Raw genomic sequence first — 24,886 nt, 5'->3', positions numbered from 1 at the left:
CTCTATAAACGAATTTTAGGGTCAATGAAGACATATAGAATGTCGACAAGGGCGTTAAAAAGGATGGTGAGGGTACCGATTAAAATCGTGATCCCCATGACTAAAGAGTAATCGCGGTTAAGCGCGCCATTGACAAAGTTTTGGCCAATACCGCCCGTGCCGAAGAATTGGTCGACGACTACCGAGCCTGTGACAATACCGACGAACGCGGGCCCAAGATAAGAAACCACTGGCAACATGGCAGGGCGCAAGGCATGACGGATAACAATGCGTGCTTTCGGTAAGCCTTTAGAGCGAGCGGTACGAATAAAGTTGGAGTGCATGGTCTCGATCATGCTACCGCGAGTAATACGGGCTATTTGCGCAATATAGCTGGTAGACATGGCGATGACGGGCATAATCAAGTATTGCCAAGCGCCACCATTCCAGCCTCCCGCAGGTAACCAATGGTGTTTAATGGAGAAAAACAGGATACACAAGGGCGCAATCACAAAGTTGGGCAATACCATACCGATATTGGCAAAGGTCATCACACCATAATCTATAAGAGAGTTTTGGCGTAGCGCGGCAAAGATACCACAGAACACACCAAGGGAGACCGCCACCAGAAAAGACCATAAACCAATTTCAGCCGAGATGGGGAAACTCTGTGCGATCAGCTGGTTAATCGTATAGCCACTAAAGCGGAATGAGTAACCCAAATTACCGTGTAATAAGTCCCATAGATAATGGAAATATTGGTTCATTAACGGTTCATTCATATGGTATTTAGCTTGCAGGTTTGCCAATACCGCAGCTGGTATACCTCGTTCTGAGGTAAACGGACTACCAGGGGAGAAACGCATTAAAAAGAAAGACAGTGTTACCAACGCCCACAGGGTCGGAATGGCTTCAAGCAAGCGTTTAACAATAAATTTGAACATAAAAAAATACCTGATTAGGTCGCCGCTAGGCGGCTAATACAAGGGAACCATCAGTGGAAATACACCCTGGCGCATCACTGCGCCAGGGAATGAGAAGTGACAATATTAATGCTTGATGATGTACATATCACGAGTATAGATATTGTCTTCAAGATTTGGCATGTAGCCGCCCACGTAAGGCTTGATCAAGCGCTTGGTGACGTATTGATAAATAGGCGCCACCGCCATGTCTTGATCAATCGCCAAGTCTTCCGCTTTTTGATAATAAGGGGCAGGGTTATTGGCTTTTGCCGCTTCGTCCATCAGCTTATCGTACGCTGGGTTTTTATATTGGGCGTTGTTTTGGCTAGAAGTAGAGTCGAATAAACTCAAGAAAGTTGATGCTTCGTTATAGTCACCAAACCAACCGTCACGGGCTACTTGGTAGTTACCAAGCTGACGTGTGGTTAGGAAGGTTTTCCACTCTTGATTATCAAGGGTCACGTTGACGCCCAAGGTTTTTTTCCACATAGCGGAAATTGCGATGGCAATTTTCTTGTGGTTTTCATTGGTGTTGTAAAGCAAGGTGAAATTCAGCGGATGGCTCTTATCGAAGCCAGCTGCTTTTAATAGCTCTTGGGCTTTTTTGTTACGCTCTGCTTGGGTCCATTTCTCGTATTGAGGCTCTTTGGCTTTAAAACCTGCCACATCCGGAGGCGTGAAAGAATAAGCGGGGATTTCACCCGTGGCCGTTACATATTTGGTGATGATGGTACGGTCAATGGCGTAAGACAAGGCTTTACGAACGCGCACGTCGTTAAAAGGCGGCTTTTCATTGTTGAAGTCGTAATAGTAGACTCCCAAAGCTGGGGTAACGTATACCTGGTGAGGAATGGTTTTTAACAATTCATGGTAGCGGCTGGTTGGAATACCTGCATTAGAGGTCATGTCCAAATCGCCTGCCATGTAACGGCTGTATTCCACATTGGCATCGACAATGGGTAACACAACCACTTTATTGATGACGGTTTTTTTGTCGTTCCAGTAGTCGTGATTGCGAACGAAGACCATTTTTTGGTTGACGACCCAGCTTTTCAGTTTATAAGCACCATTGCTGACAATATGCTCTGGTTTGGTCCAGGCATCTCCCCATTTTTCAACCACTTTTTTGGGGGCTGGGAAAAGGGAGGAGTTCACGGTCATTTTGACAAAATACGGCACGGAATGGTCCAAGGTGACTTGGAAGGTATGGGCATCAAGTGCTTTTACGCCTAAAGAAGACACTTTATCTTTACCATCAATGATGTTTTGTGCGTTTTTAATACCAGCTAATGCGGCGTAGTAAGAATAGGTTGAGGCTGTTTTTGGGTTGACAAGGCGCTGAAACCCGAAGACAAAATCTTCTGCAGTAACAGGGCTGCCGTCTGACCATTTTGCATCATGACGTAGTTTGAAGGTATAAACAGTGTGATCTTTATTTACCGTATAGCTTTCGGCGACGCCTGGAACCAACACGCCATCTTTGCCTTCACTGTATAAGCCTTCAAACAGGTCACGGTCACGCAGTGCTCCAGGTGTCCCAGAGACTTTCTGTGGGTCAATGGTTTGAGGTTCACCTTCGCCACCTTTAACCAGCACTTGGTCTTTTGCCAGTTGAACACCAGCTGGCACATTGGCCGCGTATACTTGCATAGCCCCAAAAGATGCCGCAAGAATGGCGCTGGCGATTAACGTTTTTGTCTTCTTCATAATAATCGTTACCTTAATTAGTTAGCTTTTGTGAGGTCTTTTATTCTTGTTGACGATAAAGTCATGAGACGAGCGAAACTAAGCTCAGCCTTCATAGTTAATCAATTTACAAAAGGCCACAATCGAAATTCCGTATCAGGCTATGCGTCTAATAAAGGTAAAGGTTGTTAGGCTTGCTTCATTTTTGTGAAAGGGACAAGGAGAATCATGATTTGTTTAAGTCGTTTTACGTGGATACTTGCTAAGGAAAAGCGGATGACATGGAGCCAATAATCCGCTCATGCTATGCTCTTGGCTATTATGATCGATTAGGAATAAATAAGAGTGATTACACAGCCTTTTAAAGCCGCCGGTGCCTTTCTGAAAGCCTTGCCTTTGATTATTTCCCCTGGGTTGCGAATTTTTATCGTAGCGCCTTTAGTGGCGAATCTCATTCTCATGGCGTTATTGTACATGGTGGCACTGCATTACTTTGATGATTTGATTAATATGGCGATGGGCTATTTGCCCCATTGGCTCGCCTTTATGCATTGGCTGTTTTACATCATTTTTGCCGCCATTATTGCTGTGTTGCTGTTTTATAGTTTTTCTATTGGGGTGAATATTCTAGCATCGCCTTTTATGGCCATTTTGGCGGAAAAGGTGGAAGAGAAGCAAACGGGTAGGGTGTTCGATGAAAAAATGACCACGAAAGTGGTAATCGCCATTATTGCTCGCAGTGTGCAGCGTGAATGTCAGAAATTGTTCTACTTCTTACCACGTTTCATTTTGTTAATCGTGTTGTCTTTTATCCCCTTGGTGAATGTCGTTGCTCCGGTTTTGCTGCTATTATTTTCAGCATGGATGTTGTCACTTCAATACATGGATTACGCATTTGACAATAACAAAGTCGCTTTTTATGACATGCGTATGGCGTTGCGTACTAAGCCGCTATTGTGTTGGACCTTTGGCGGTATTGTCATGGTGTGTTTGACGATTCCTTTTGTAAATTTAGTGATCATGCCGATTGCTGTGTTGGCGGCCACACTCTTGTGGGTTTCGGTTTTCCAGCCTATGCATGGTAATGGCGCTTCCTTGTAAGATTGCTCTGAAAGAGGCTTGTGAATGTCGATAAAAATACTGGTGGTGGATGATGCGTCTTTTACGCGCGATTTAATTCGTCGCACGTTGCGTAAAGAATTTCCTGCCGCCATATTGGAAGACGCTGTTAATGGGCGTAAGGCTCAACAACTGTTATCGAAAAGTCAGTTCGATATGGTGCTATGTGATTGGGAAATGCCTGAAATGACCGGGGTGGAACTTTTGCAGTGGTGCCGTGAGCAGCCTGAATACAAAAAAGAAGACATTCCTTTTGTGATGATTACCAGCCGTGGTGATAAAGACCATGTGGTGGAAGCGGTTAAATCTGGTGTGACCGATTATTTAGGGAAACCGTTTTCCAGTGAACAGCTGGTGAACAAGGTAATGAGTGCCGCCAAAAAGCATAATATGCAAAGTAAGCTGACCTCACAAAAACCCAGAAGTGCGTCGCCTGCTGGTGGCGTTGCATCGGCATCATTGGATGTCTTGATGGGGTCGGGGAAAACGACTCGTAAGGTTGAGGCGACGAAATTTATCAACCCTGATGCTCCAGTCCCCACGGTGAAAGATGTGAAAATGCCAACCTTGGTGCGCTTTGAAGGCAAGCAATTTCGCTGCATGGTGATTCAATTTAGTAAGCAAGACGCTACCATGCTAATAAAGAGCGATGACGTGATTCCTCAGGTATTGGGACAATCTGTTTTGGATTTAGAGTTTGAGGGCAAGGTCAATCGCCTAAATTATTATGTCCAATCCGTCGCCACCACTGAGAAGAAACATGATTCAACCTTTTTAACCGTTGGTTTAGGGCTGATTGACCAAGATGCTGAAAAAGAAGCGTTTATCAGTAAGCTGTTTGATAGCTTATAGTGTTATTTATTGAACCCTTATCACCCCCTCCCAGCCTCCCCCTTGGTAAGGGGGAGGAGCGAAACAGTTCCCTTTGGTAGGATGAGCCGTAGTTCCCTCCCAGCTCCGTTGGAAGGGGCTGGGTTGAGGAATATCGTGTTCCCTCCCCTTATTTAAGGGGAGGGTTAGGGTGGGGTTTATTGGTCTTTTGCAATAGGTTCTTTGTCATCCTCAACATTTTTTTCTATTGCAGAAAACGCCGGGATATCATCCGTCCGCACACGGTTGGCAGGGAAATGACAAGAGAAGCGACTACCACGGTTGAGTTCGCTAAGGATCTGTAACTTAGCATCATGGTGCATGAGGACATGCTTGACGATGGCTAAACCTAAGCCCGTGCCGCCCGTTTTGGTGCTGCGGCCTTTATCTACGCGGAAAAATCGCTCCGTTAAGCGCGGAATGTATCTTGGGTCTATGCCCAAACCTTGGTCGGCTACTGAAAACACGCCACTAAATTCATTGGATTCCCACTTCACCTTGATGTCACCACCATCTGGCGAGTACTTGATGGCGTTGACCACCAAATTAGAAAACGCACTGTAGAGCTCGTTGTAAGAACCGTACAAACGTGCTTTTTCTGGAATATCAATGTCTAATGTATGCTTGTCAGTAAGCAGTGGTGACGCAATTTTCTTAATCGCCTCTGCCCAAGAAGACACCTCGTGCCAATGCTCTTCCTCCCGTTTATCATTGCTTTCTAAACGCGATAGCAGCAATAAATCTTCGATTAAATGTTCCATGCGCTCCGACTGCTCAGACATGTTGGTGATGCCTTTTTGCATGCTGGCGGGCAGGGAGTCTTGGAACATTTCTAACGTTTCCAAGTAACCTTTGATGACCGTTAAAGGGGTTTTTAGCTCGTGGGAAGCATTGGCGACAAAGTCTTTGCGCATTTCTTCAAGCAGATGCAGTCTTGTGACATCGCGGATAAAAATCAAATGATCATTTTTATCATACAAGGTGGTTTGGACTTCTAAATAAACGCCCTCTTTGGCCGGTGACTTAATCACCAGCGGTTCTCCAAAACGTTTTTGGGTAAAGTAACGAAAAAATTCTGGGTTGCGAACAATATTGGTAATGGGTTGACCACGATCGACTGGGCGCATTAGGCCTAAAAAGTGCCCGGCCGAGTTATTCCACCACTCTAAGTTGCCTTGGTTATCGGCCATAATGACGCCTTCTTTTAGGGCGGCGGTAGAATTCTCGATACGATTCAGGGCTTGGCGCATGCGGCGCTTCGATTTACGCTGCTTTTTCTGTAAACGGTAGACAACATCGAAGATATCTCCCCAGATGCCATCCGATTCAGGAGGCGCACCTCGTCCTGAGTGGCGTAGCCAATAATGAAATTGGTAAAGTTGATACAGCTGCCAATACAATGTTCCCAATAAAAACAAAAGTACAACGGCTTGTAAGTGGTTTATGATAAAACCGATGACGATGCAGGCCAAAAGCCCTAAAGACCAGCGAATTATTGCTCTTCGCCAAACTGCTTTCATATTATATGACTAAGTCCTTTTCGGAGAGAAGCGGTAGCCAGTCCCTCGAACGGTTTGAATCAAAAAGTCATGGCTGCTACCAATGGCTTTACGTAAACGGCGAATATGTACATCAACGGTACGTTCTTCCACATAAACATTACCGCCCCATACCTGATCCAATAATTGTGCCCGTGAATAGGCTCTTTCTTGGTGAGTCATGAGGAATTTTAGCAAGCGGTACTCCGTTGGCCCCATATCAAGTGGCTTGCTGTCAATGGTAACGCGTTGGCTAATAGGATCAAGGGTTAACCCTTCAATTTCTATTGGCTCATCTACCCCTTGAGGGGTGGCTCGACGCAACACGGCTTTCAGTCTGGCAACTAATTCTCGTGGTGAGAAGGGCTTGGTAATGTAATCGTCAGCACCGACTTCCAACCCTTGAATTTTGTTGTCTTCCTCACTTTTCGCCGTCAACATAATGACGGGAATTTCCGCTGTTGCACTGTCTTTTTTAAGGCGACGAGTCAGTTCTATACCACTGCTCCCTGGCATCATCCAGTCGCAGAGAATCAAATCAGGTCGATGGTCGACAATGATTTCGTGGGCTTGTTGACTATTTTCTGCTTCCATATATTCGTATCCCGCCATTTCTAAGGCGACGGCGATCATTTCGCGAATGGAAGACTCATCATCAATGATTAATACTTTTTTACCGGTCACAGGATCTACCCTCATCTCAGGAACGGTTTAATTAAAACGTCTTAGTATGACAGTTATATGAAAATGTCACATATTCGCCATATATTACACAAATAGTAAGCTAGCAGCGATGCCAATAAAGATACAGTAACCAATTCGGTTATTGTCTAAGAAAGCATGGAAGCAGGCTTGTCGGTCACGTTCTTTGGCTTTTTGGTATTGCATCCCAAATAATCCCAAACTGATGATAAGCGACACAAAGTAGATCCAGTTAAGGTGGGCCAATATTCCGATCCAGACCAACAGGGATAACGTCAGACCTTGTAGACAGAGAATAACAAGTAAATCGTATTTGCCGAAAAGGATCGCGGTGGATTTAATGCCGACTTTTAAATCGTCGGGTCGGTCTGTCATGGCATAGTAGGTGTCATAGGCAATGGTCCAGAAGCAGTTTGCCACAAACAGCATCCACAACTTGGGGTCTAGCAGATCCCCGCCTTGGGCGCTGTATGCCATGGGAATCGCCCAAGAGAACGCCAAGCCAAGAAATAACTGGGGCAGGTGGGTGTAGCGCTTCATAAAGGGGTACAGTGCCGCTAGCCCTAAGCCGACGAAAGACAGCAAAATGGTTCGTAAATCGGTACACAGCACTAACAAAAAGCTCAGTACGACCAAAAAGGCGAACAGCCCCAGCGCTTCTTTTTCGGACACACGGCCAGACGGTAAAGGACGATTCTTTGTTCGCTCAACGTGGCCATCGACTTTTCGGTCGGCATAATCATTGATGACACAGCCTGCGGAACGCATGCTAAACACTCCCAGAACAAAAATGACAATAAGATGCCACTGGGGCCAGCCATCGGCCGCTAGCCAAAGGGCCCATAGGGTTGGCCACAGCAAGAGTAGGGAGCCAATAGGACGATTAAAACGCGTTAAGTCGGCGTAATCTTTAAGCTTGTTCATGGGAGTCCATTGATTTAGTCGTCAGAATTAGGCGAAGCCGCCTTTATGTTATGCCATTGTCTCGAAAAATGCTTCACTGACCAAGATACCAGAGCCAAATTGTTGGAAAACAGAGCGTCTTGCCCAGACTTTGGTATGGTGATTGGTAAATAAGCCTTTGGGAAGGGCCGCTACCTCAATAGGGCTGCGTTTAAGTGCCCTATGCTTAAACAAATAACCGCCTAATGGTTTATTGTGCAAATGTTTCACTTGTCGCCAATGACCTCGTAAGGCGTTGGCTGGGATAATGGAGCGGGCGTATATAACGGTTCGACCATCGACTTTTAATAATACCGTGCGAACACGCGCAGCATCGCGTGGCTTCATGTTGAGTCGTCGTTTTTCACGCGGCGTTGCTTTTCCCCAACCATCCTCAATAACCTCTACCGTGAGTTGGCCTCTTTTTTTCAACTCTGCGGTGATGGATTGACTGGTCGTGAGCCAAAACCAAAGTGACGCCGGAATTTGCTGTTTGCTAATTTGTTTTAAGGGTTGCCAACGGTAGTGCAAGGCAAGTGTCAGATGATGATTTAATTGCATGTTAGGCCAATCGTTAAGAGCCCTTTTATCGACACTGGTGTTTCTGCCAGTGCATAAAGGTCTCGATTAGTGACATGGCTATTATATTGAGGTTTCGCAACCTTGTCCCATAGAACAATGCATAAAAAAGCCTCGCCTTTATGTCCAACGTCATGGTGGAACATCGAGGTGAGGCTGTTGATCCTATTTGTTTAGTTAACAGGGAATCAGTATCAATGGTTCAAAATTTGGCTTAGGAACAATTGCGTACGGTCGTGTTGTGGATTATTGAAAAACTCATGGGGCTCATTGGCCTCCACAATTTCTCCCGCATCCATAAAGACCACGCGATCAGCCACGGTTTTAGCAAAGCCCATTTCATGGGTCACACAAACCATGGTCATTCCTTCTTCTGCCAGCTGCACCATAACATCAAGTACTTCTTTGATCATTTCTGGATCAAGGGCGGAAGTGGGCTCATCAAATAACATGATGCGTGGCTGCATACACAGTCCGCGAGCAATTGCCACACGCTGCTGTTGTCCTCCAGAAAGTTGACCTGGGTACTTTAATGCTTGGTTGGCAATTTTTACGCGCTCCAAATAATGCATGGCCAGCTCTTCCGCCTTCTTTTTGGGCATTTTACGTACCCAAATAGGCGCTAGTGTCAGGTTTTCCAGAATGCTTAAATGTGGAAACAGGTTAAAATGCTGGAAGACCATACCAACATCTTTACGAATGGTCTCGATGTTCTTCAAGTTATCATTCATTTCGATGCCATCTACGGAGATAGTCCCTTTTTGGTGCTCCTCAAGGCGATTGATACAGCGAGTCATGGTAGATTTTCCTGATCCTGATGGACCACAGACGACAATCCGCTCCCCTTTTTTGATGCTAAAGTTGATGTTTTTCAGTACATGAAAATCGCCATACCACTTATTTACATCTTTAAACTCAATGATTGCTTGCTCGCCGGCTTCTAGTTGGGCAAGCGCCATGTTTCTATCTGTCATTATAAAGGCCTCAAATTCTTAACTAATTTCGTTTATGTCCGGTTTCCAATTTGCGCTCTAGTGCCATGCTGTAACGGGACATACCAAAACAGAAAATCCAGTAAACGAAAGCGGCGAAAACATACCCTTCGACGGTGGTTCCTAACCAGTTTGTATCGTGGTTAGCGGCTTGAATGCGTCCTAAGAAATCAAACATGCCCACGATGTAAACCAACGTTGTATCTTTAAATAACCCAATAAAGGTATTGACGATGCCAGGAATCACCAGCTTTAAAGCCTGAGGCAAAATAATGAGTGACATGGATTGCCAATAGGACAGACCCATTGCATCAGCGGCTTCATATTGACCTTTTGGTATGGCTTGCAACCCACCCCGAATGACCTCCGCCATATAAGCGGATGAGAAAAGGACAATACCGATCAACACGCGTAGCAATTTGTTAAAATTTAATCCATCAGGCAAGAACAGTGGAATCATCACCGATGCCATAAACAAGATGGTGATCAATGGCACGGCTCGAATGGTCTCGATAAAGATAACACAAACGGATTTGGCAACGGGCATATTAGAGCGACGTCCTAGAGACAGCAAAACCCCCAATGGAAACGATGCCACAATACCGATAACACCCAGAAGCACGGTTAAGAAGAGTCCCCCCCACTTGGCCGTTTCGACGGGCACTAAGCCAAACACACCACCAGAAAATAAGTAGTAAGCTAGGACCGGGTAAACAAGGATAATAACCAGTGTCAGGTATAGCTTATTGATTTTTTTAATGGCAAACATGGCCACTAAAAGAATCAGAATCACGAGGGCTAAATTGATCCGCCATGTTTGCGCGGAAGGGTAAAAGCCGTACATGAACTGCTCAAAGTAAGAATTAATAAACGCCCAACACGCTCCGCCGCCAGTACAAGCTTTATTGGATGAACCTGTCCAAGTGGCATTGATAACTCCCCATTCAATAAGCGGTGGAATCGTCAAATACAGAATGTACAGACTGAAAACCGTTAACACGACATTGAGTGGTGAGGATAATAAATTGTGTCTAACCCAAGCGACAACACCCACCGATTTCGATGGCGGTGGAAGGCTTGGGGATGGTTTAAATTCAATCGCCATATTGGCCTCCTAGCGCTCGACTAATGACATTTTTTTGTTATACCAGTTCATAAACAAAGAGATACTTAGACTCAATGAACCGTATACCAACATGCAAAGACCAATTGTTTCGATTGCTTGCCCTGTTTGGTTGAGTGTCGTACCCATGACGACAGACACCAATTCAGGATAAGCAATAGCGGCTCCTAATGATGAGTTTTTGGCCAAATTTAGGTATTGGCTGGTAAGTGGTGGAATAATAACCCGCAGGGCTTGAGGTAAGACGATGAGTCGTTGTGTCAAATTATCTTTTAAACCCAATGAGCGAGCGGCTTCCGTTTGTCCCCAATTGACAGACAAAATGCCAGCACGAACAATTTCCGCAATGAAGGAGCCTGTATAAGTGGATAAGGCGACAAGAACGGCGACGAACTCAGGCGGTAAAACCATGCCGCCTTTGATGTTAAAACGTGTTTGGTGCGGTAGATCAAATGTTAGGGGAAACCCTGCAATGGCAAAGGCTAACAAGGTGATAACAATGATTAGCCCTAGAGAAGACCAGTAGGCAGGAAACCACAACCCCGTTCTAGTTTGGCGCTTTTTCGCCCAAATAATAAGAGCGATGGAGGCGACAATGGATAACACAAAGCCAAAAATGGCAATGCTAAAGCCTTCTTGAACGATCGGATTCGGCGAATATATCCCACGTTTATTCAGAAAAAAATCGGCAAATTCATAACTTTGTCTGGGAGTAGGCAGTGCCGCGAGAACGGCAAAATACCAGAAGAACATTTGTAGTAGCAGCGGAATATTACGCAATGTTTCAATATAAACCGTTGCCAATCTGGCCACTAACCAGTTTTTAGATAAACGGGATAGTCCCATTATCACGCCAATAATGGTGGCTAATATAATACCCAGCAAGGAAATGACAAAGGTGTTGATTAAGGCAACTAAAAAGGCACGTCCGTATGTATCTGCCTCGGTATAACTAATTAGGTGAATGAGGATAGGAAAGCCCGCAGGCTCGTTTAAAAAACCAAAGCCAGTGGATATGCCTCGACTGTCTAAGTTGGCTTGTAGGTTGCTAAATAGGTAATAGCAAACGTATAACACGATAGCTAATAGTACGACTTGAAAAACAAGAGAACGTGTTCCTGCATCGTACAAAAAGCTTTTTTTACTAGGGTCGTTTATATCATTCATCTTGGTTCAGGCAATAACTGCTCATCAGATGTATAGGAAAAGAGGAAAGACACCCAGCCGCGAGTTTAGGCGGCTGGGTAATAACCCGAAGAGAGTTATATTAACGAACTGGTGGCGCGTACATGATACCGCCATTTGTCCATAGGTTGTTTAAACCTCGAGGCAAGTCAAGTGGTGAGTCTTTACCTACGTTACGATCAAACTCCTCGCCGTAGTTACCTACTTTGGCGATTACGTTATAAGCCCAATCGGCGCTTAGACCTAGCTCTTTACCCATATCGCTATCCACGCCTAATAGACGCATAACGGCGGGATCTTTCGTTGTTTTTTTGATTTCAGCGACGTTTTTAGAGTTAATGCCCATTCCTTCTGCGTTAACTTGTGCAAATAGCACCCAAGTCACCAAATCTTTCCACTGCTCATCTCCTTGACGAACCACAGGGCCTAGAGGCTCTTTAGAAATGGTTTCAGGAAGAATGATATTGTCGCTTGGGTTTTTGAGTTTGGTACGCCAAGCGGCTAAGCCAGATTTGTCTGTGGTGAATACGTCACAACGGCCAGAGTCGTAAGCGGCAACAGCCTCGTCTGCCTTTTGGATAATGACGGGCACGTAAGACATGTTATTTTTACGGAAAAAGTCGGCCATGTTTAATTCCGTCGTGGTGCCTGATTGTGTACAGACTGTCGCACCGTCTAGATCTTTAGCAGATTTAACACCTAGTTCTTTATGAACCATAAAGCCTTGTCCATCATAGAAAGTGATGGCGGTAAAATCGAGGCCAAGTGATACATCACGAGTAAATGTCCAGGTGGTATTACGAGAGAGCATATCGATTTCACCAGACTGCAATGCGGTAAAGCGTTCTTTAGCAGAAAGCGGTGTGAACTTTACTTTTGTGGGGTCGTTGAAAATAGCCGTAGCGACAGCACGACAAGCATCGACATCAATGCCAGACCAATTCCCTTTGTTGTCTGCGTTTGAGAAACCGGGTACACCCTGACTTACGCCGCATTGCAGATAGCCTTTTTGTTTTACATCATCAAGTGTCCCTGCGACGGCACCTGTACTAATAGCAGCAGTAATAGCGGCAGTTGAGAGTATTTTGCCAACGTTCGATTTCATCTTTTCGCCTCCCAGGCATATTCATATTTTAGTATGTTATTCTCAAAAAATTTACAATATCCAAGAATTAGTAAGGATTATGCAAAACAGTTGCCAACATTTATTTATATTTTTCGAAAAGTAAGCAGCACATTTACCTGAAAAATGCTTGCTACGCGATACATAATGCCTCTTTCACAGGCTCAGTCAAGAGTAAAATGACTGTTTTTTTACGTTATTTGCATATTTTTTGCTTTTTTTGTTGCTCTTTGTTGGCTGTTTAGTAAGTTTTGAATGCTTATTTATAGGGCAAGCAAAATGGTAAAAACGATGGGGAAAACGAGAATTGATACGAAATGTATCATCGTTGTGCGTTTTTTTCACCATTGGTCTTTATTGGTGCATGAGAGCTATCTTTCCCATTAAAGCGCACGTATTTTATTCTTGCTCTATTGATGAAAAGCGTTTCCCATAAGTTGCCATCTCCATGATAGACTTAAGAAAACTTTCGTGTGATGTAAGGAGATCCATGCAAAATGGACAACTCAACCAAACCGCTTGACCGCTTAGACAAAAAGATACTGCGAGAATTGCAAGATAATGGTCGCTTGTCTAACGTTGAACTTGCCAGCCGAGTTGGGCTGAGTGCAACGCCTTGCTTAGAACGGGTACGTCGCTTAGAGCGTAATGGCTACATCACGGGCTATTGTGCTCTAGTTGACCCGAAAAAAGTCGAGGCTGGGCTACTGGTGTTTGTCGAGATTCGTTTAAAAACCACGTCTCCTGAGGGATTTAATGAATTCAAGGTGGCGGTCTCTGAGATTCCAGAGATTCTAGAGTGCCATTTGATTGCGGGGGATTTTGAATATTTATTAAAAGCTCGCGTATCTAATATGGATACTTATCGTCAATTGTTAGGGGAAACCTTGTTGACCTTGCCCCACGTTCGAGAGTCTCGAACCTATGTTGCGATGGAAGAAGTAAAAAATACCACGGTGGTCAATATTCGTTAAATGTTTACAGCAGCCACTAAACTTGTGGTGCATTTGCACTGCAAACGAAATATAAACACGCGAACTTCTTAGACCCCTCCCTAACCCTCCCCTTAAATAAGGGGAGGGAACTGGAAATGCCTCAATAAAAGGCTCCTCTCCCATTAGTAAGGGGTTAGGAGGGGATTCACTAGACGTTTAAATAGCGGGCGTGGTCGGGCAACCAGCGAGATAGAATGGGTGGAATGCGCTCTGGGTAACGCTGATGTAATAGCACGGCCGCTTTTTGTACATCATCGAGTAGGGCTTTGTCCCTTTGTAAATCGGCGACTTTGAATTCCCACAACCCTGTTTGTCTGGTGCCCAGCAACTCACCTGGGCCGCGTAACGCCAAATCCTTTTCGGCAATTTTAAAGCCATCGCTGGTTTCTCGCATGGTCGATAGTCGAGCCTTGCCCTGTTCACCAAGTGGTGCTTTATAAAGTAGCACACAATGGCTGGCGGCTTGCCCTCGGCCGACTCGGCCGCGTAATTGATGAAGCTGCGCTAAACCGAGACGTTCTGGGTTTTCGATGACCATTAAACTGGCATTCGGTACGTCCACGCCCACTTCGATAACCGTTGTTGCGACGAGTAATTGCAGCTCGCCAGCCTTAAAACGGGCCATAATGTCCGCTTTTTCTTGTGCCTTGAGGCGACCGTGTACCAAGCCAATTTTTAGATTGCCCAGTTGTGCTTGTAACAAGATCGCTGTGTCTTCAGCTGCTTGGCATTGCAAGGCTTCTGATTCTTCTATGAGAGTACATACCCAATAGGCTTGTTTGCCTTCTTGGCAGCCCTGTTTGACGCGTTCTATGACTTCACCTCGGCGTTGATCGGACACCACAATGGTATTGACTGGGGTGCGTCCGGGGGGGAGTTCATCAATGATGGAACAGTCAAGATCGGCATAGGCTGACATGGCTAATGTGCGAGGGATGGGCGTTGCGGTCATGATTAATTGATGAGGTTGAAAGCCTTGTTTTAGGCCTTTTTCGCGCAATGCCATGCGTTGGTGCACACCAAAGCGGTGCTGCTCATCGATAATCGCCAGAGCAAGACGATCAAATTCGATACTGTCTTGAAATAGGGCATGCGTGCCCACGACAATTTGTGCGGCACCGGAGGCAATATCAGCCAGTTCACTTTCACGAGCTTTACCTTTGACCTTGCCGGCCATCCAAGCAACTTTTAAACCTAGAGGGACAAACCATTGAGTAAAATTCGCTAAATGCTGTTCGGCCAGAATTTCGGTTGGCGCCATAATGGCCACTTGGAAACCTGCTTGAACGACGGCAGCCGTTGCGAGGGCCGCCACCAGTGTTTTACCGGAGCCAACGTCTCCTTGTACTAAGCGTAACATGGGGTGGCCTGAAGCTAGATCGTGCAGTATGTCTTGAAAGACGCGTTGCTGAGCATTGGTCGGCGAAAAGGGGAGTTGGCTGAGTAAGCGTTGCGCTAAGCTGCCGCTTTCTGTGACCTGAATGGCTTTGTCTTCTTTGGCCTTGAGCTTTTTTCCGATCAGGGATAATTGATGGGCCATCAATTCTTCAAATGACAAGCGATATTGGGCTGGGTGTGCCCCCGCTTTAAGCTGCTCTAAGTTTGCATCGGTAGTAGGGTGGTGCAAAAAGCGAATGGCATCCGCTAAATTGGGTAGGCTGAATGGCTGGCGAATCTCGTCCGGTAGCCATTCTTTTAAGTTATATGGTGTGAGACGCTCTAAAGCTTGTTCACATAATTGGCGAATTTTGGGTTGTGTGAGTCCGTCTGTCAGGGGGTAAATGGGCGTGAGTTGATCTGACTCACTGTATGTCGCCCCTTCGACAATGAGCTTGTATTCTGGATGATACATCTCAAAGCCAGTACTGCCACGACGTACTTCGCCAAAACAACGGATCTTTTTTCCCGACTCAAGCTGCTTCTTTTGCGCCGCAGAGAAATGAAAAAAACGCAGGCATAAGGTGCCCGTTCCATCTTTCATGCGACACAACAGACTTCGGCGTTTCCCCATTTTTATTTCGCAGTCCGTCACCATCCCTTCTATAACGGCCTCATCGCCAAAACGTAACTGCCCTATGGGTACCACACGAGTGCGGTCTTGATAGCGAATGGGCAGATGAAATAGCAAATCCTGCACCGTGTTAATATGCAGTTTCTCCAGCTTTTCGGCCATGGCATTGCCAACACCTTTGAGTTCTCTGACATCTTGCGTGTCGAGATCATCCATCATAATGATTATAGCTCGAGCTTTTTACTGGCTTCACGGATGGATTGGCTTACTGCGTCAATGGCATTAGGGCGTGGAAAGCTGGCACGCCAGGCAAGTGCCACGGTACGTTTGGGGACAGGGTCCGCAAAAGGCCGAATTTCCAGCAGGCTATTATCGATATTGGTCACGGCCGATTTTGGTAACACAGTGACGCCCAGTCCTGAGGCGACCATGTAGCGAATGGTTTCTAAAGAGCTACCATTGACGATGGTTCGTCCTTCACCGAACTCGTCCTCTTTGACCATGGGACACGCTTCTAATACTTGCTCGCTAAAACAATGTCCTTTACCTAGTAACAGTAGGTTATCGGTTGACAGTTGATCTGTTTGAATGTGGGACAACTTTGTCCAAGGATGGTCTTTAGGCATCAACACCACAAACTCTTCTTCATAGATAGGTTGTGTCACCACATCTGGTTCGCGAAAAGGTAGGGCGATGATGATGGCATCCAATTCTCCATTACGCAGCTTAGGGCGGAGGTTCTCTGTCAGGTCTTCTTCTATGATTAAGGGCATATCATTGGTGATAGAGCGCAATGTAGGGATCATAAAAGGAAAAAGATACGGCGCAATGGTAAAAATAGCCCCCACTTTAATCGGGCCTTTTAACTGGTTATGACCGGATGAGGCTAATTCTTTGATGGTATTCGCTTGTTCTAGTACGCGTTTTGCCTGTGCAACAATTTGTTCGCCCAGTGGTGTAATGTACACAGAGCTCTTGCTACGCTCAAAAATGGCAGCACCCAGTTCCTCTTCCAGTTTTTTCACTGCAACACTTAATGTTGGTTGTGACACATAGCATTTTTCGGCAGCATGTCCAAAGTGCTTTTCCTGTGCCAACATAACAACGTATTTTAACTCTGTTAATGTCATCGCGAATCCCTCAACCAGTTCATTGTTAATAACTATGATAATACAAAATTTGATAAGGTGTATCGGTTAATCAATTCTGTTTGCGCTTTTATTGCTTAAATAGTGTGGCTTAATTTAGGAGGCTCTTATGATAACGAAACGTATTTTAATCGCTGGATGTGGTGATTTGGGGACGGATATCGCGTCAGCCCTTGTGGCGCAAGGTCATCAGGTGAGTGCGATTCGCCGCACCGGTATTTATTTCCCATCAGGTGTCCACGGTATAACGGGTGATCTCACGCAGCTTAGCGATGAACAATTGCCGGATGTGGATTTGATTTTTTTGATCATGACACCGCAAGAATATAACGAAACCGCTTATCGTGCCGCCTATTACGAGACAGCAAGCCGCATCGTGGAGCGTTATCGTGGGAGTCAGGCACAGGTATTTTTTGTGTCGAGCACCAGTGTCTATGGGCAAAATCAGGGTGACTGGATTGATGAGCATACAGAGCCTCAAAGACCGAACTCGGCCTCGTCACAATGGATTCTGGAGGCGGAACAAGTACTGGCAAAGGCATTACCATCGGTTGCGGTGCGTTGTTCTGGGATCTATGGACCGGGTCGTTATCGTTTGCTGAAAAAAGTGATGTCGGCCGAATCTTGGGATAAAAATAGCTGGACGAATCGAGTTCATCGAGACGATGTAGTGCGAGCGTTACTGCATTTGGCGAACCGTGCTTTCCAGGGGGAGGCACTGTTGGCCCATTATGAAGTGACGGATCATACTCCCGTTTCTATGTGGGAGGTCAAACTCTGTATTGCGCACTTATTAGGTGTTCCTGTTAATATTCCGGATAATGCGCAAGCTTTTTTACCGAAAACGGGTAAACGTATCAGTAACAAATCGATTGTTGAAACCGGCTTTCGTTTTCAATACCCCAGTTATGTGTCAGGCTACTTGTCATTAGTCGAACAATATCGACAAGAAAGGTCTGTCTAAAAATTATTTTTCTATTGATAAATAAAAATTGCACAAATACTTTCCTTGTAATTTGCTTTTTATTTGCGTAGATAATAAAAAGGGGATTCTTATTAGGGGACCTCGGTCAGACTAATTTACATGGTAAAATGATGGACTATTTGTTTTATAATTGCGCTTGAGACCATTTTTTCATAATTTATTGACCATAAATGCGTTATAAAGAGTCCTTGCCGATTATTATAATTGTATATGGACTGATATTTTCTTAAGCCATTCTATTGTGGAGCTCAGGAATGCCTTCGTTAGAGTTTTTGCCTTTTTCCCGTCCTGCTATTGATCAGGATGATATTGCCGCTGTTGCAGAAGTCTTATCTTCTGGCTGGATTACAACGGGTCCGAAAACCAATGCGTTGGAAGAGGCTTTTTGTGATTATTTAGGCTGTCGTCATGCCATTGCCATCTCCTCTGCGACGGCGGGCATGCATTTGACTCTATTAGCCTTGGGGGTTGGTCCTGGCGATGAAGTGATTACGCCATCACAAACCTGGGTTTCAACAGCGAACATTATCTGCCTGTTGGGGGCGACCCCAGTGTTTGTGGATGTTGACAAAGACACATTGATGATGACGGCCGACGCCTTAGAGCAAGCAATCACATCAAAAACGAAAGCCATTGTTCCTGTGCATTATGCTGGTGCTCCCGTTGACCTGAATGCACTTAACACCATCGCCAAGGCGCATAACATTCCTTTGGTGGAAGATGCGGCCCATGCCATTGGAACGTCTTATCATGGTACGCCAATAGGTCAGACGGGCACGGCAATATTTTCACTTCATGCGATTAAAAATGTCACCAGTGCAGAGGGCGGTGTGATTACCACTGATGACGATGCCTTAGCGGAACAATTGAGAATGTTGCGTTTTCATGGACTAGGCGTGGACGCCTTTGATCGCCAAATGCAGGGGCGTAAGCCTCAGGCAGAAGTGATTATTCCAGGCTTTAAATACAACTTGCCCGATATGAACGCGGCGTTGGCGCTAGGGCAGTTCGCCCGTTTGGCTAAGTTAAATCAGCAACGTACCGCTTTGGCAAACGCTTACCTTGAAGGCCTGAAAAACACGCCTCTTAAGCCTTTGGCGCTGGTAGATTACCCCCATGTTCATGCTTGGCATTTAATGATTGTGCGTATTGACCCTGAGACATGTGGTCTCACTCGCGAGCAGTTTATGGCTGAACTGAAAGAGCGCAATATTGGCTCTGGTATCCATTTTCGTGCCGTGCATTCGCAACATTATTACCGTCAACGTTTCCCTGAGATCTCGTTGCCAAATACAGAATGGAATTCAAGCCGACTGTGTTCCATTCCGCTTTTTCCAGATATGACGGAGCAAGATGTTCAACGAGTTCTGGATGCTATTAATGACATTTTGGAGAAATAACAAAAGTGCATAATAAAACAGACATTTCGAATGTCGCCATCGTTATTCCAGTCTATAACGAAGAAGAGAGCTTGCCGGAATTAATCCGACGTACGGACAGTGCTTGTCGTCTTATAGATCGCGACTACGATATTATTTTAGTTGATGATGGCAGCCATGACCGTTCAGCCCAACTGATTCAAGAGGCGTCTGACCAACCCGATAGTCATATTGTGGGCGTCTTGCTGAACCGTAATTATGGCCAGCATGCGGCCATTATGGCTGGTTTTGAAATCGTTGATGCGGATTTGGTGATTACCTTGGATGCGGATTTACAAAATCCGCCGGAAGAAATTCCTCGTTTGGTTGCTAAAGCCGACGAAGGTTATGATGTGATTGGGACGGTGCGCAAACGCCGTAAGGATTCGCTTTTCCGTACATTGCCTTCGAAAATCATCAATGGCGGTGTTCGCCGTGCCACCGGAGTGCAAATGAGCGATTATGGTTGCATGCTTCGTGCTTATCGCCGTCACGTCATTGATGCGATGTTGCAATGTCACGAACGCAGCACCTTTATCCCGATTTTAGCCAATAGCTTTGCAAGAAAGACCACGGAAATTGATGTGGATCATGCTGAGCGTGAATTTGGCGATTCAAAATACAGTGTGATGAAACTGATCAACTTGATGTTTGACCTCATTACTTGTATGACAACCACACCACTACGTCTATTGAGCATTGTGGGGTCATTAATTGCCGGCGCAGGTTTTTTCTTCGCCTTTTTATTGATTATTTTACGTCTCGTTCAAGGCCCTATTTGGGCGGGCGATGGTGTGTTTACCCTATTTGCTGTGCTGTTTATTTTTGTTGGCGCGCAATTTATTGGGATGGGGCTGTTGGGTGAATACATTGGTAGAATGTACAACGATGTTCGCGCTCGCCCTCGTTACTTTATTCAGAAAATTGTCCGTTCAGGATCTTCTACTTCGCCATTTTTAAAAGAGAAAGAATAATATGAAAGCCGTTGTTTTTGCTTACCACAATATTGGATGCACCGGAATTAGCCAGCTACTCGAAGCGGGCATTGAAATCCAAGCTGTGTTCACTCATACCGACTCACCAGAAGAACAGCAGTTTTTTGCTTCAGTCGCTCAATTATGTGCTAAACATGATGTGCCTGTTTTCGCGCCTCATGAAGTGAACCATCCATTATGGATTGAGCGCATCAAAGCGATGGAACCAGACTTCCTTTTCTCTTTCTACTACCGTGACATGTTAAGCCAAGATTTGTTGGATTGCGCGAAATTAGGTGCCTTCAACCTACACGGCTCTTTGTTGCCAAAATACCGTGGTCGTGCGCCTATTAACTGGGCATTGGTGAATGGTGAAACGCAAACAGGCGTCACACTTCATAAAATGACCGCTCGTCCTGATCAAGGGGATATTGCTGGCCAGCAAACCGTTGACATCGAACAAGTGGACACGGCCTACACATTACACAAAAAAATGGACGCGGCAGCAGCAACTTTGCTTGCCAATACATTGCCTGCGCTCATGGCGGGTACGCTAACTTTCACACCACAAAACGATGCGGATGCCACTTACTTTGGCCGTCGTACGCCAGCTGATGGTGAGTTGGACTGGAACAAGAGTGCACAAGCGCTATATAACCTAACCCGTGCGGTTGCACAGCCTTATCCTGGCGCATTCAGCTATATTGGTGATCGCAAAATCATTGTTTGGGAAGCGAAAATCGTCTCTCAAGAAACCACGCAAGCCGCTGGTACGGTTTTGAGCACCGAACCTTTCCAAGTAGCCTGTGGTAGTGGCGTGCTGCAAATTGAAACAGGTCAATCTGAGCAAGGTTTGTTCCTAAGCGGCGCACAGTTGTCACGTGAAATGAGCTTGACACAAGGCATGCGTCTTGGGCCGAAAGCAAGCCTAGCGTTGACGGCGAAAAAGCGTGTAAAAGTCTTGATCTTGGGAGTAAACGGCTTTATCGGTAACCACCTAACCGAACGTCTTCTTAAAGATGACGGTTACGAAGTGTACGGTATGGACATCAGCGCCAGTGCCATTGACCGTTTGCTGGATCACCCGCGATTCAACTTCGTTGAAGGGGACATCAGCATCCACAGTGAGTGGCTGGAATACCACATTAAGAAATGTGACGTGATCCTTCCGCTAGTCGCGATTGCCACCCCTATTGAGTACACGCGTAATCCGCTTCGCGTGTTCGAATTGGACTTTGAAGAAAACTTAAAAATCGTTCGTTACTGTGTGAAATACAACAAACGCATCATCTTCCCATCGACTTCTGAGGTTTATGGTATGTGTGATGACGAGCGTTTCGATGAAGACACATCTCGCCTAATCGTTGGCCCAATTAACAAGCAACGTTGGATCTACTCTGTGTCTAAACAGCTTCTAGACCGCGTTATTTGGGCATACGGTGCAAAAGATGGCTTACGCTTCACGCTATTCCGTCCCTTTAACTGGATGGGCCCTCGTTTAGACAGCTTGGATTCTGCGCGCATCGGTAGTTCTCGTGCGATCACGCAATTGATCCTGAATCTGATCGAAGGGACACCAATTCAATTGGTTGATGGCGGGGCGCAAAAACGTTGTTTCACTGACATTGAAGACGGCATCGAAGCCTTGTTCCGCATCATTGAAAACCGCGACAACAAGTGTGATGGCCAGATTATCAACATTGGTAACCCAGATAACGAAGCCAGCATCAAAGACATGGCGCAAACCCTGTTGGAAAAATTCGAAGCGCACCCATTGCGTGGCAATTTCCCTCCATTTGCTGGTTTTAAAGCGATTGAAAGCCGTAGCTTCTACGGTGACGGCTACCAAGACGTTTCTCACCGTCGTCCAAGCATTGAAAATGCCAACAAGTTGTTGGACTGGCATCCTGATATTCACATGGATGAAACCATTGAGAAAACACTCGACTTTTTCATTCAATCGACCGTTTCTCAGGACTAATTTTCAATGAGAAAAATTGGCTTACGAATAGATGTCGACACGCTGAAAGGCACGCAAGTCGGCGTCCCTAAGTTATTAGAAATACTCGATAAGCATGATATTACAGCGAGTTTTTTCTTTTCCGTTGGGCCAGACAACATGGGGCGCCATTTATGGCGTCTCATCAAACCCAAGTTTTTGATTAAAATGTTGCGCTCCAATGCGGCAAGCTTGTATGGACTGGACATCTTACTGGCGGGCACTTGCTGGCCAGGAAAGGTGATTGGTAAACATGCTGCGACGCCGATTCGCGACTCACAAAAACAAGGTCATGAGATTGGTTTGCATGCTTGGGATCATCATGGATGGCAACTGAATACGCAACGTTGGTCTGATAGCAAAATGTTGGATCATCTTCAGCAGGGGTATGACCGTTTAGGCGATATCTTAGGTGAAGCAGTGCGTTGTAGTGCGGCGCCTGGATGGCGTGCGGATGCCCGTGTGGTCGAGTTAAAAGAGCGCTTTCATTTCGCTTATAACAGTGATTGCCGTGGTCGCCAGGCATTCTACCCACGTTTGCAAAATGGACAAGCAGGAACGGTTCAAATTCCTGTCACCGTACCGACCTTCGACGAAGTCGTTGGGACGGCCTGCGATATGGACGGTTTTAACCAATATATCTGCGATGCCCTAGAAAAACAGCCATTCCCCGTTTATACGATTCATGCGGAAGTGGAAGGCATTGTGATGACAGAACAGTTCGAGCAATTATTAGCAATGTTTAAAGCACGCCAATGGCAACCAGTCACCTTAGCGGATTTATTGGCAGAACGGCCTGCAAACATCGTCACTGACGTGAAGCGAGATAGTCTATTCGGGCGAGAAGGTTGGGTTGGTTGGCAAGACTCTAAGAGTGAGGAAGTGTATGCGCCCAGTTCCCTATAAATGGATTTTAGTATTTGGTTTTGCGTTATTGTATTTGTTACCCCTTGGTTGGCACCCACTGTGGATGCCAGATGAAACCCGCTATGCGGAAATCAGTCGAGAAATGCTCGCCAGTGGTAACTGGGTGGTGCCGCATTTTATGGGCCTGCATTATTTTGAAAAGCCGATTCTTGGTTACTGGATGAACAACATCAGCCAGTTGCTATTTGGTCACACGAATTTTGCAGCCCGTTTTATGCCCGCGTTGTCCATGGGGTTAACGGCACTGATTACTTACCAATTTGTTAATATTGTCCTGAAAGACCAGCGCAAAGCGTTTTATTCTGCGTTGGTGTATTTGTCCTGTCCTTTGGTGTTTGGCGTGGGGACTTATAATGCATTAGATGGCCAATTAACTTTTTGGATGGCGGCGTCTTTTGCGAGTTTCTATTATGCGACCCAAGCACAGACTCGTCAGGCTTTAGCATGGCGTTATCTGCTGTTTGGTGCGTTTGGTGGCGCGGCCTTTTTAACCAAAGGTTTTGTCGGGTTGGCGCTGCTAGTGATTGCTCTTGTGCCCTTTATGATCCTGACTCGTCAGTTTAAACAGGTAGTGGTTTATGGCTTATTGGCGATTCTGGCGGCGCTTATCGTGGCGCTACCCTGGAGTTTAGCCGTCGCGCTTAAGGCACCTGATTACTGGCATTTCTTTTTCTGGAATGAAAATATTCGACGTTTTGATGCCTCGAATGCCCAGCACCTCAGGCCTTTCTGGTTTTACCTTCCTGTATTGTTGTTGGCGGTTTTTCCTTGGACGTTTTTGGCCCCTAAAGCGATCCTGCGCAATTTTACTGACAAGACCCATAAACACTTCTTTTTGTATCAAGTGCTCTGTTTTGTCTTGCCATTCTTATTGCTATCCATCGCCAAAGGCAAACTACCCACCTATATTGCGCCATTGATGATGCCACTGGCCATCTTGATTGGTTGTGGTTTGGTCGAGTTGCTAAAAGAAAAACATCGAGCGATTAAATTTTCCGTGTGGGGAAATGCACTAGGATTTGGTGGATTCGGTTTCGTACTGTTGCTAATGCAGTTTAATGTGGTTGGCAAGGTAGAAGGATATGGCCCCCATGAAATAATGCATTTTTGGCTTGGCATGGCGATTTTATTTGGCTGTGCTTTGGTTCCCTTGTTGGGTCTTACGAACCTCAAGAGGGCCCCTATGTTTTTGGCGATAGCTCCCATGGCATTGTTGATTTTGCTTCCCCTGGCGTTGCCTATGAAGGTGGTAAACAGTAAATTGCCAGGCGTCTTTTTCAGTCAATATGTTCAAAAGGTACAACCGAATGCTTGGGTGCTCAGTAACTCTGTTGCGCTCATCGGAGGGATTGGCTGGGAATTAAAGCGTAGCAACATTGATCTACTAAATGGCACGGGCGAGTTGAGCTACGGTTTGGATCACAGTAGCAAAAAACGTCGTTATACCTATCAGCAGTTTCGCGATGCTTTGCCGAAAAAACGCCAGTCTCAACAGGTTGTTTTAGCATTGCTGTCTGGTAAAAACGACAGTGCTCAATTGTTAGCGAGATTGCCAGCGCCGACGGAACAGTACCATGCCGGAAGGTTTTACCTGTTAGTGTACGCTAAACAGCCATGATAGTGGTG

21 protein-coding genes are annotated in these 24,886 nt (G+C 45.7%); 9 read left to right on the top strand and 12 right to left on the bottom strand.

What is annotated here, in order from left to right:
- Positions 1–2: 2 nt before the first annotated feature.
- Both oppB and AC0VYG_RS23515 read right to left on the bottom strand, forming a co-directional pair.
- A complete protein-coding gene (oppB, locus tag AC0VYG_RS23520) occupies positions 3–923 on the bottom strand; it encodes an oligopeptide ABC transporter permease OppB (protein ID WP_475430254.1) in 921 nt (306 codons plus the stop codon).
- Positions 924–1,028: 105 nt separating this feature from the next.
- Complete coding sequence (locus AC0VYG_RS23515; RefSeq protein ID WP_475430253.1) at positions 1,029–2,651, bottom strand: ABC transporter substrate-binding protein; 1,623 nt, start codon at positions 2,649–2,651, stop codon at positions 1,029–1,031.
- Positions 2,652–2,975: 324 nt separating this feature from the next.
- Between AC0VYG_RS23515 and cysZ the strand changes: the two genes are divergently transcribed.
- Positions 2,976–3,731 (top strand): sulfate transporter CysZ, encoded by a 756-nt coding sequence (gene cysZ, locus AC0VYG_RS23510; RefSeq protein ID WP_475430252.1) that lies wholly within the window; start codon positions 2,976–2,978, stop codon positions 3,729–3,731.
- A gap of 24 nt (positions 3,732–3,755) precedes the next feature.
- Positions 3,756–4,601 carry a response regulator gene (locus AC0VYG_RS23505; protein ID WP_475430251.1) on the top strand — a complete coding sequence of 282 codons (846 nt, stop codon included), beginning with the start codon at positions 3,756–3,758 and terminating at the stop codon, positions 4,599–4,601.
- A gap of 176 nt (positions 4,602–4,777) precedes the next feature.
- On the opposite strand, the gene phoR is transcribed toward AC0VYG_RS23505, so the two are convergent.
- From phoR to AC0VYG_RS23465, 8 genes are all read right to left on the bottom strand, one after another.
- Positions 4,778–6,139, bottom strand: a complete 1,362-nt coding sequence (gene phoR / locus AC0VYG_RS23500) for a phosphate regulon sensor histidine kinase PhoR (RefSeq protein WP_475430250.1) — start codon at positions 6,137–6,139, stop codon at positions 4,778–4,780.
- Between the two features lie 9 nt (positions 6,140–6,148).
- Entirely contained in the window at positions 6,149–6,841 is a 693-nt protein-coding gene (gene phoB, locus AC0VYG_RS23495; RefSeq protein WP_475430249.1) for a phosphate regulon transcriptional regulator PhoB, read from the bottom strand.
- An 84-nt stretch (positions 6,842–6,925) separates the two neighbouring features.
- Positions 6,926–7,783: a 4-hydroxybenzoate octaprenyltransferase gene (ubiA, locus tag AC0VYG_RS23490; protein WP_475430248.1), complete on the bottom strand. Its 858-nt coding sequence runs from the start codon at positions 7,781–7,783 to the stop codon at positions 6,926–6,928.
- Positions 7,784–7,831: 48 nt separating this feature from the next.
- Complete coding sequence (locus tag AC0VYG_RS23485; protein ID WP_475430247.1) at positions 7,832–8,362, bottom strand: chorismate--pyruvate lyase family protein; 531 nt, start codon at positions 8,360–8,362, stop codon at positions 7,832–7,834.
- 212 nt (positions 8,363–8,574) lie between these two features.
- Positions 8,575–9,354 (bottom strand): amino acid ABC transporter ATP-binding protein, encoded by a 780-nt coding sequence (locus AC0VYG_RS23480; RefSeq protein ID WP_475430246.1) that lies wholly within the window; start codon positions 9,352–9,354, stop codon positions 8,575–8,577.
- A 22-nt stretch (positions 9,355–9,376) separates the two neighbouring features.
- Entirely contained in the window at positions 9,377–10,477 is a 1,101-nt protein-coding gene (locus AC0VYG_RS23475; protein WP_475430245.1) for an amino acid ABC transporter permease, read from the bottom strand.
- 9 nt (positions 10,478–10,486) lie between these two features.
- Complete coding sequence (locus AC0VYG_RS23470) at positions 10,487–11,662, bottom strand: amino acid ABC transporter permease (RefSeq protein ID WP_475430244.1); 1,176 nt, start codon at positions 11,660–11,662, stop codon at positions 10,487–10,489.
- Positions 11,663–11,762: 100 nt separating this feature from the next.
- Positions 11,763–12,785, bottom strand: a complete 1,023-nt coding sequence (locus tag AC0VYG_RS23465) for an amino acid ABC transporter substrate-binding protein (RefSeq protein ID WP_475430243.1) — start codon at positions 12,783–12,785, stop codon at positions 11,763–11,765.
- A 515-nt stretch (positions 12,786–13,300) separates the two neighbouring features.
- Here AC0VYG_RS23465 and lrp point away from each other — a divergent pair.
- Positions 13,301–13,777 carry a leucine-responsive transcriptional regulator Lrp gene (lrp, locus tag AC0VYG_RS23460; protein WP_475430242.1) on the top strand — a complete coding sequence of 159 codons (477 nt, stop codon included), beginning with the start codon at positions 13,301–13,303 and terminating at the stop codon, positions 13,775–13,777.
- 169 nt (positions 13,778–13,946) lie between these two features.
- On the opposite strand, the gene recG is transcribed toward lrp, so the two are convergent.
- Positions 13,947–16,028: an ATP-dependent DNA helicase RecG gene (gene recG / locus AC0VYG_RS23455; RefSeq protein ID WP_475430241.1), complete on the bottom strand. Its 2,082-nt coding sequence runs from the start codon at positions 16,026–16,028 to the stop codon at positions 13,947–13,949.
- A gap of 5 nt (positions 16,029–16,033) precedes the next feature.
- Positions 16,034–16,939, bottom strand: coding sequence for a hydrogen peroxide-inducible genes activator (locus AC0VYG_RS23450; protein ID WP_475430240.1), 906 nt, complete (start codon positions 16,937–16,939; stop codon positions 16,034–16,036).
- 127 nt (positions 16,940–17,066) lie between these two features.
- Here AC0VYG_RS23450 and AC0VYG_RS23445 point away from each other — a divergent pair, with 127 nt between their 5' ends.
- The 6 genes from AC0VYG_RS23445 to AC0VYG_RS23420 all read left to right on the top strand — a co-directional run bounded on the left by AC0VYG_RS23445 (position 17,067) and on the right by AC0VYG_RS23420 (position 24,878).
- On the top strand, positions 17,067–17,921 hold the full coding sequence (locus AC0VYG_RS23445) for an NAD-dependent epimerase/dehydratase family protein (RefSeq protein WP_475430239.1): 855 nt from the start codon (positions 17,067–17,069) through the stop codon (positions 17,919–17,921).
- Between the two features lie 275 nt (positions 17,922–18,196).
- Positions 18,197–19,342, top strand: a complete 1,146-nt coding sequence (gene arnB, locus AC0VYG_RS23440) for a UDP-4-amino-4-deoxy-L-arabinose aminotransferase (protein ID WP_475430238.1) — start codon at positions 18,197–18,199, stop codon at positions 19,340–19,342.
- Between the two features lie 5 nt (positions 19,343–19,347).
- Complete coding sequence (gene arnC / locus AC0VYG_RS23435) at positions 19,348–20,334, top strand: undecaprenyl-phosphate 4-deoxy-4-formamido-L-arabinose transferase (protein ID WP_475430237.1); 987 nt, start codon at positions 19,348–19,350, stop codon at positions 20,332–20,334.
- A gap of 1 nt (position 20,335) precedes the next feature.
- Positions 20,336–22,315, top strand: a complete 1,980-nt coding sequence (arnA, locus tag AC0VYG_RS23430) for a bifunctional UDP-4-amino-4-deoxy-L-arabinose formyltransferase/UDP-glucuronic acid oxidase ArnA (protein WP_475430236.1) — start codon at positions 20,336–20,338, stop codon at positions 22,313–22,315.
- A gap of 6 nt (positions 22,316–22,321) precedes the next feature.
- Positions 22,322–23,239, top strand: a complete 918-nt coding sequence (gene arnD / locus AC0VYG_RS23425) for a 4-deoxy-4-formamido-L-arabinose-phosphoundecaprenol deformylase (protein ID WP_475430235.1) — start codon at positions 22,322–22,324, stop codon at positions 23,237–23,239.
- A complete protein-coding gene (locus AC0VYG_RS23420) occupies positions 23,220–24,878 on the top strand; it encodes a phospholipid carrier-dependent glycosyltransferase (protein WP_475430234.1) in 1,659 nt (552 codons plus the stop codon). Before arnD ends, AC0VYG_RS23420 begins: the two co-directional genes overlap by 20 nt.
- The last annotated feature ends 8 nt before the right edge of the window (positions 24,879–24,886 follow it).

This window comes from Marinomonas sp. 63XJN7_7_ISO-PGPR-S23-202 (assembly GCF_056173505.1).
The sequence above is the reverse complement of the archived record's forward strand: the minus strand, read 5'-3'. Positions and strand labels throughout refer to the sequence as shown.

Coding starts and splice junctions, on each gene's coding strand:
- ubiA (WP_475430248.1), bottom strand. CDS start 7,783: ATGAACAAGCTTAAAGATTACGCCGACTTAACGCGTTTTAATCGTCCT.
- AC0VYG_RS23445 (WP_475430239.1), top strand. CDS start 17,067: ATGATAACGAAACGTATTTTAATCGCTGGATGTGGTGATTTGGGGACG.
- AC0VYG_RS23475 (WP_475430245.1), bottom strand. CDS start 10,477: ATGGCGATTGAATTTAAACCATCCCCAAGCCTTCCACCGCCATCGAAA.
- AC0VYG_RS23465 (WP_475430243.1), bottom strand. CDS start 12,785: ATGAAATCGAACGTTGGCAAAATACTCTCAACTGCCGCTATTACTGCT.
- lrp (WP_475430242.1), top strand. CDS start 13,301: ATGGACAACTCAACCAAACCGCTTGACCGCTTAGACAAAAAGATACTG.
- phoR (WP_475430250.1), bottom strand. CDS start 6,139: ATGAAAGCAGTTTGGCGAAGAGCAATAATTCGCTGGTCTTTAGGGCTT.
- AC0VYG_RS23515 (WP_475430253.1), bottom strand. CDS start 2,651: ATGAAGAAGACAAAAACGTTAATCGCCAGCGCCATTCTTGCGGCATCT.
- oppB (WP_475430254.1), bottom strand. CDS start 923: ATGTTCAAATTTATTGTTAAACGCTTGCTTGAAGCCATTCCGACCCTG.
- arnA (WP_475430236.1), top strand. CDS start 20,336: ATGAAAGCCGTTGTTTTTGCTTACCACAATATTGGATGCACCGGAATT.
- AC0VYG_RS23470 (WP_475430244.1), bottom strand. CDS start 11,662: ATGAATGATATAAACGACCCTAGTAAAAAAAGCTTTTTGTACGATGCA.
- AC0VYG_RS23450 (WP_475430240.1), bottom strand. CDS start 16,939: ATGACATTAACAGAGTTAAAATACGTTGTTATGTTGGCACAGGAAAAG.
- AC0VYG_RS23480 (WP_475430246.1), bottom strand. CDS start 9,354: ATGACAGATAGAAACATGGCGCTTGCCCAACTAGAAGCCGGCGAGCAA.
- arnD (WP_475430235.1), top strand. CDS start 22,322: ATGAGAAAAATTGGCTTACGAATAGATGTCGACACGCTGAAAGGCACG.
- AC0VYG_RS23485 (WP_475430247.1), bottom strand. CDS start 8,362: ATGCAATTAAATCATCATCTGACACTTGCCTTGCACTACCGTTGGCAA.
- recG (WP_475430241.1), bottom strand. CDS start 16,028: ATGATGGATGATCTCGACACGCAAGATGTCAGAGAACTCAAAGGTGTT.
- AC0VYG_RS23420 (WP_475430234.1), top strand. CDS start 23,220: ATGCGCCCAGTTCCCTATAAATGGATTTTAGTATTTGGTTTTGCGTTA.
- arnB (WP_475430238.1), top strand. CDS start 18,197: ATGCCTTCGTTAGAGTTTTTGCCTTTTTCCCGTCCTGCTATTGATCAG.
- AC0VYG_RS23505 (WP_475430251.1), top strand. CDS start 3,756: ATGTCGATAAAAATACTGGTGGTGGATGATGCGTCTTTTACGCGCGAT.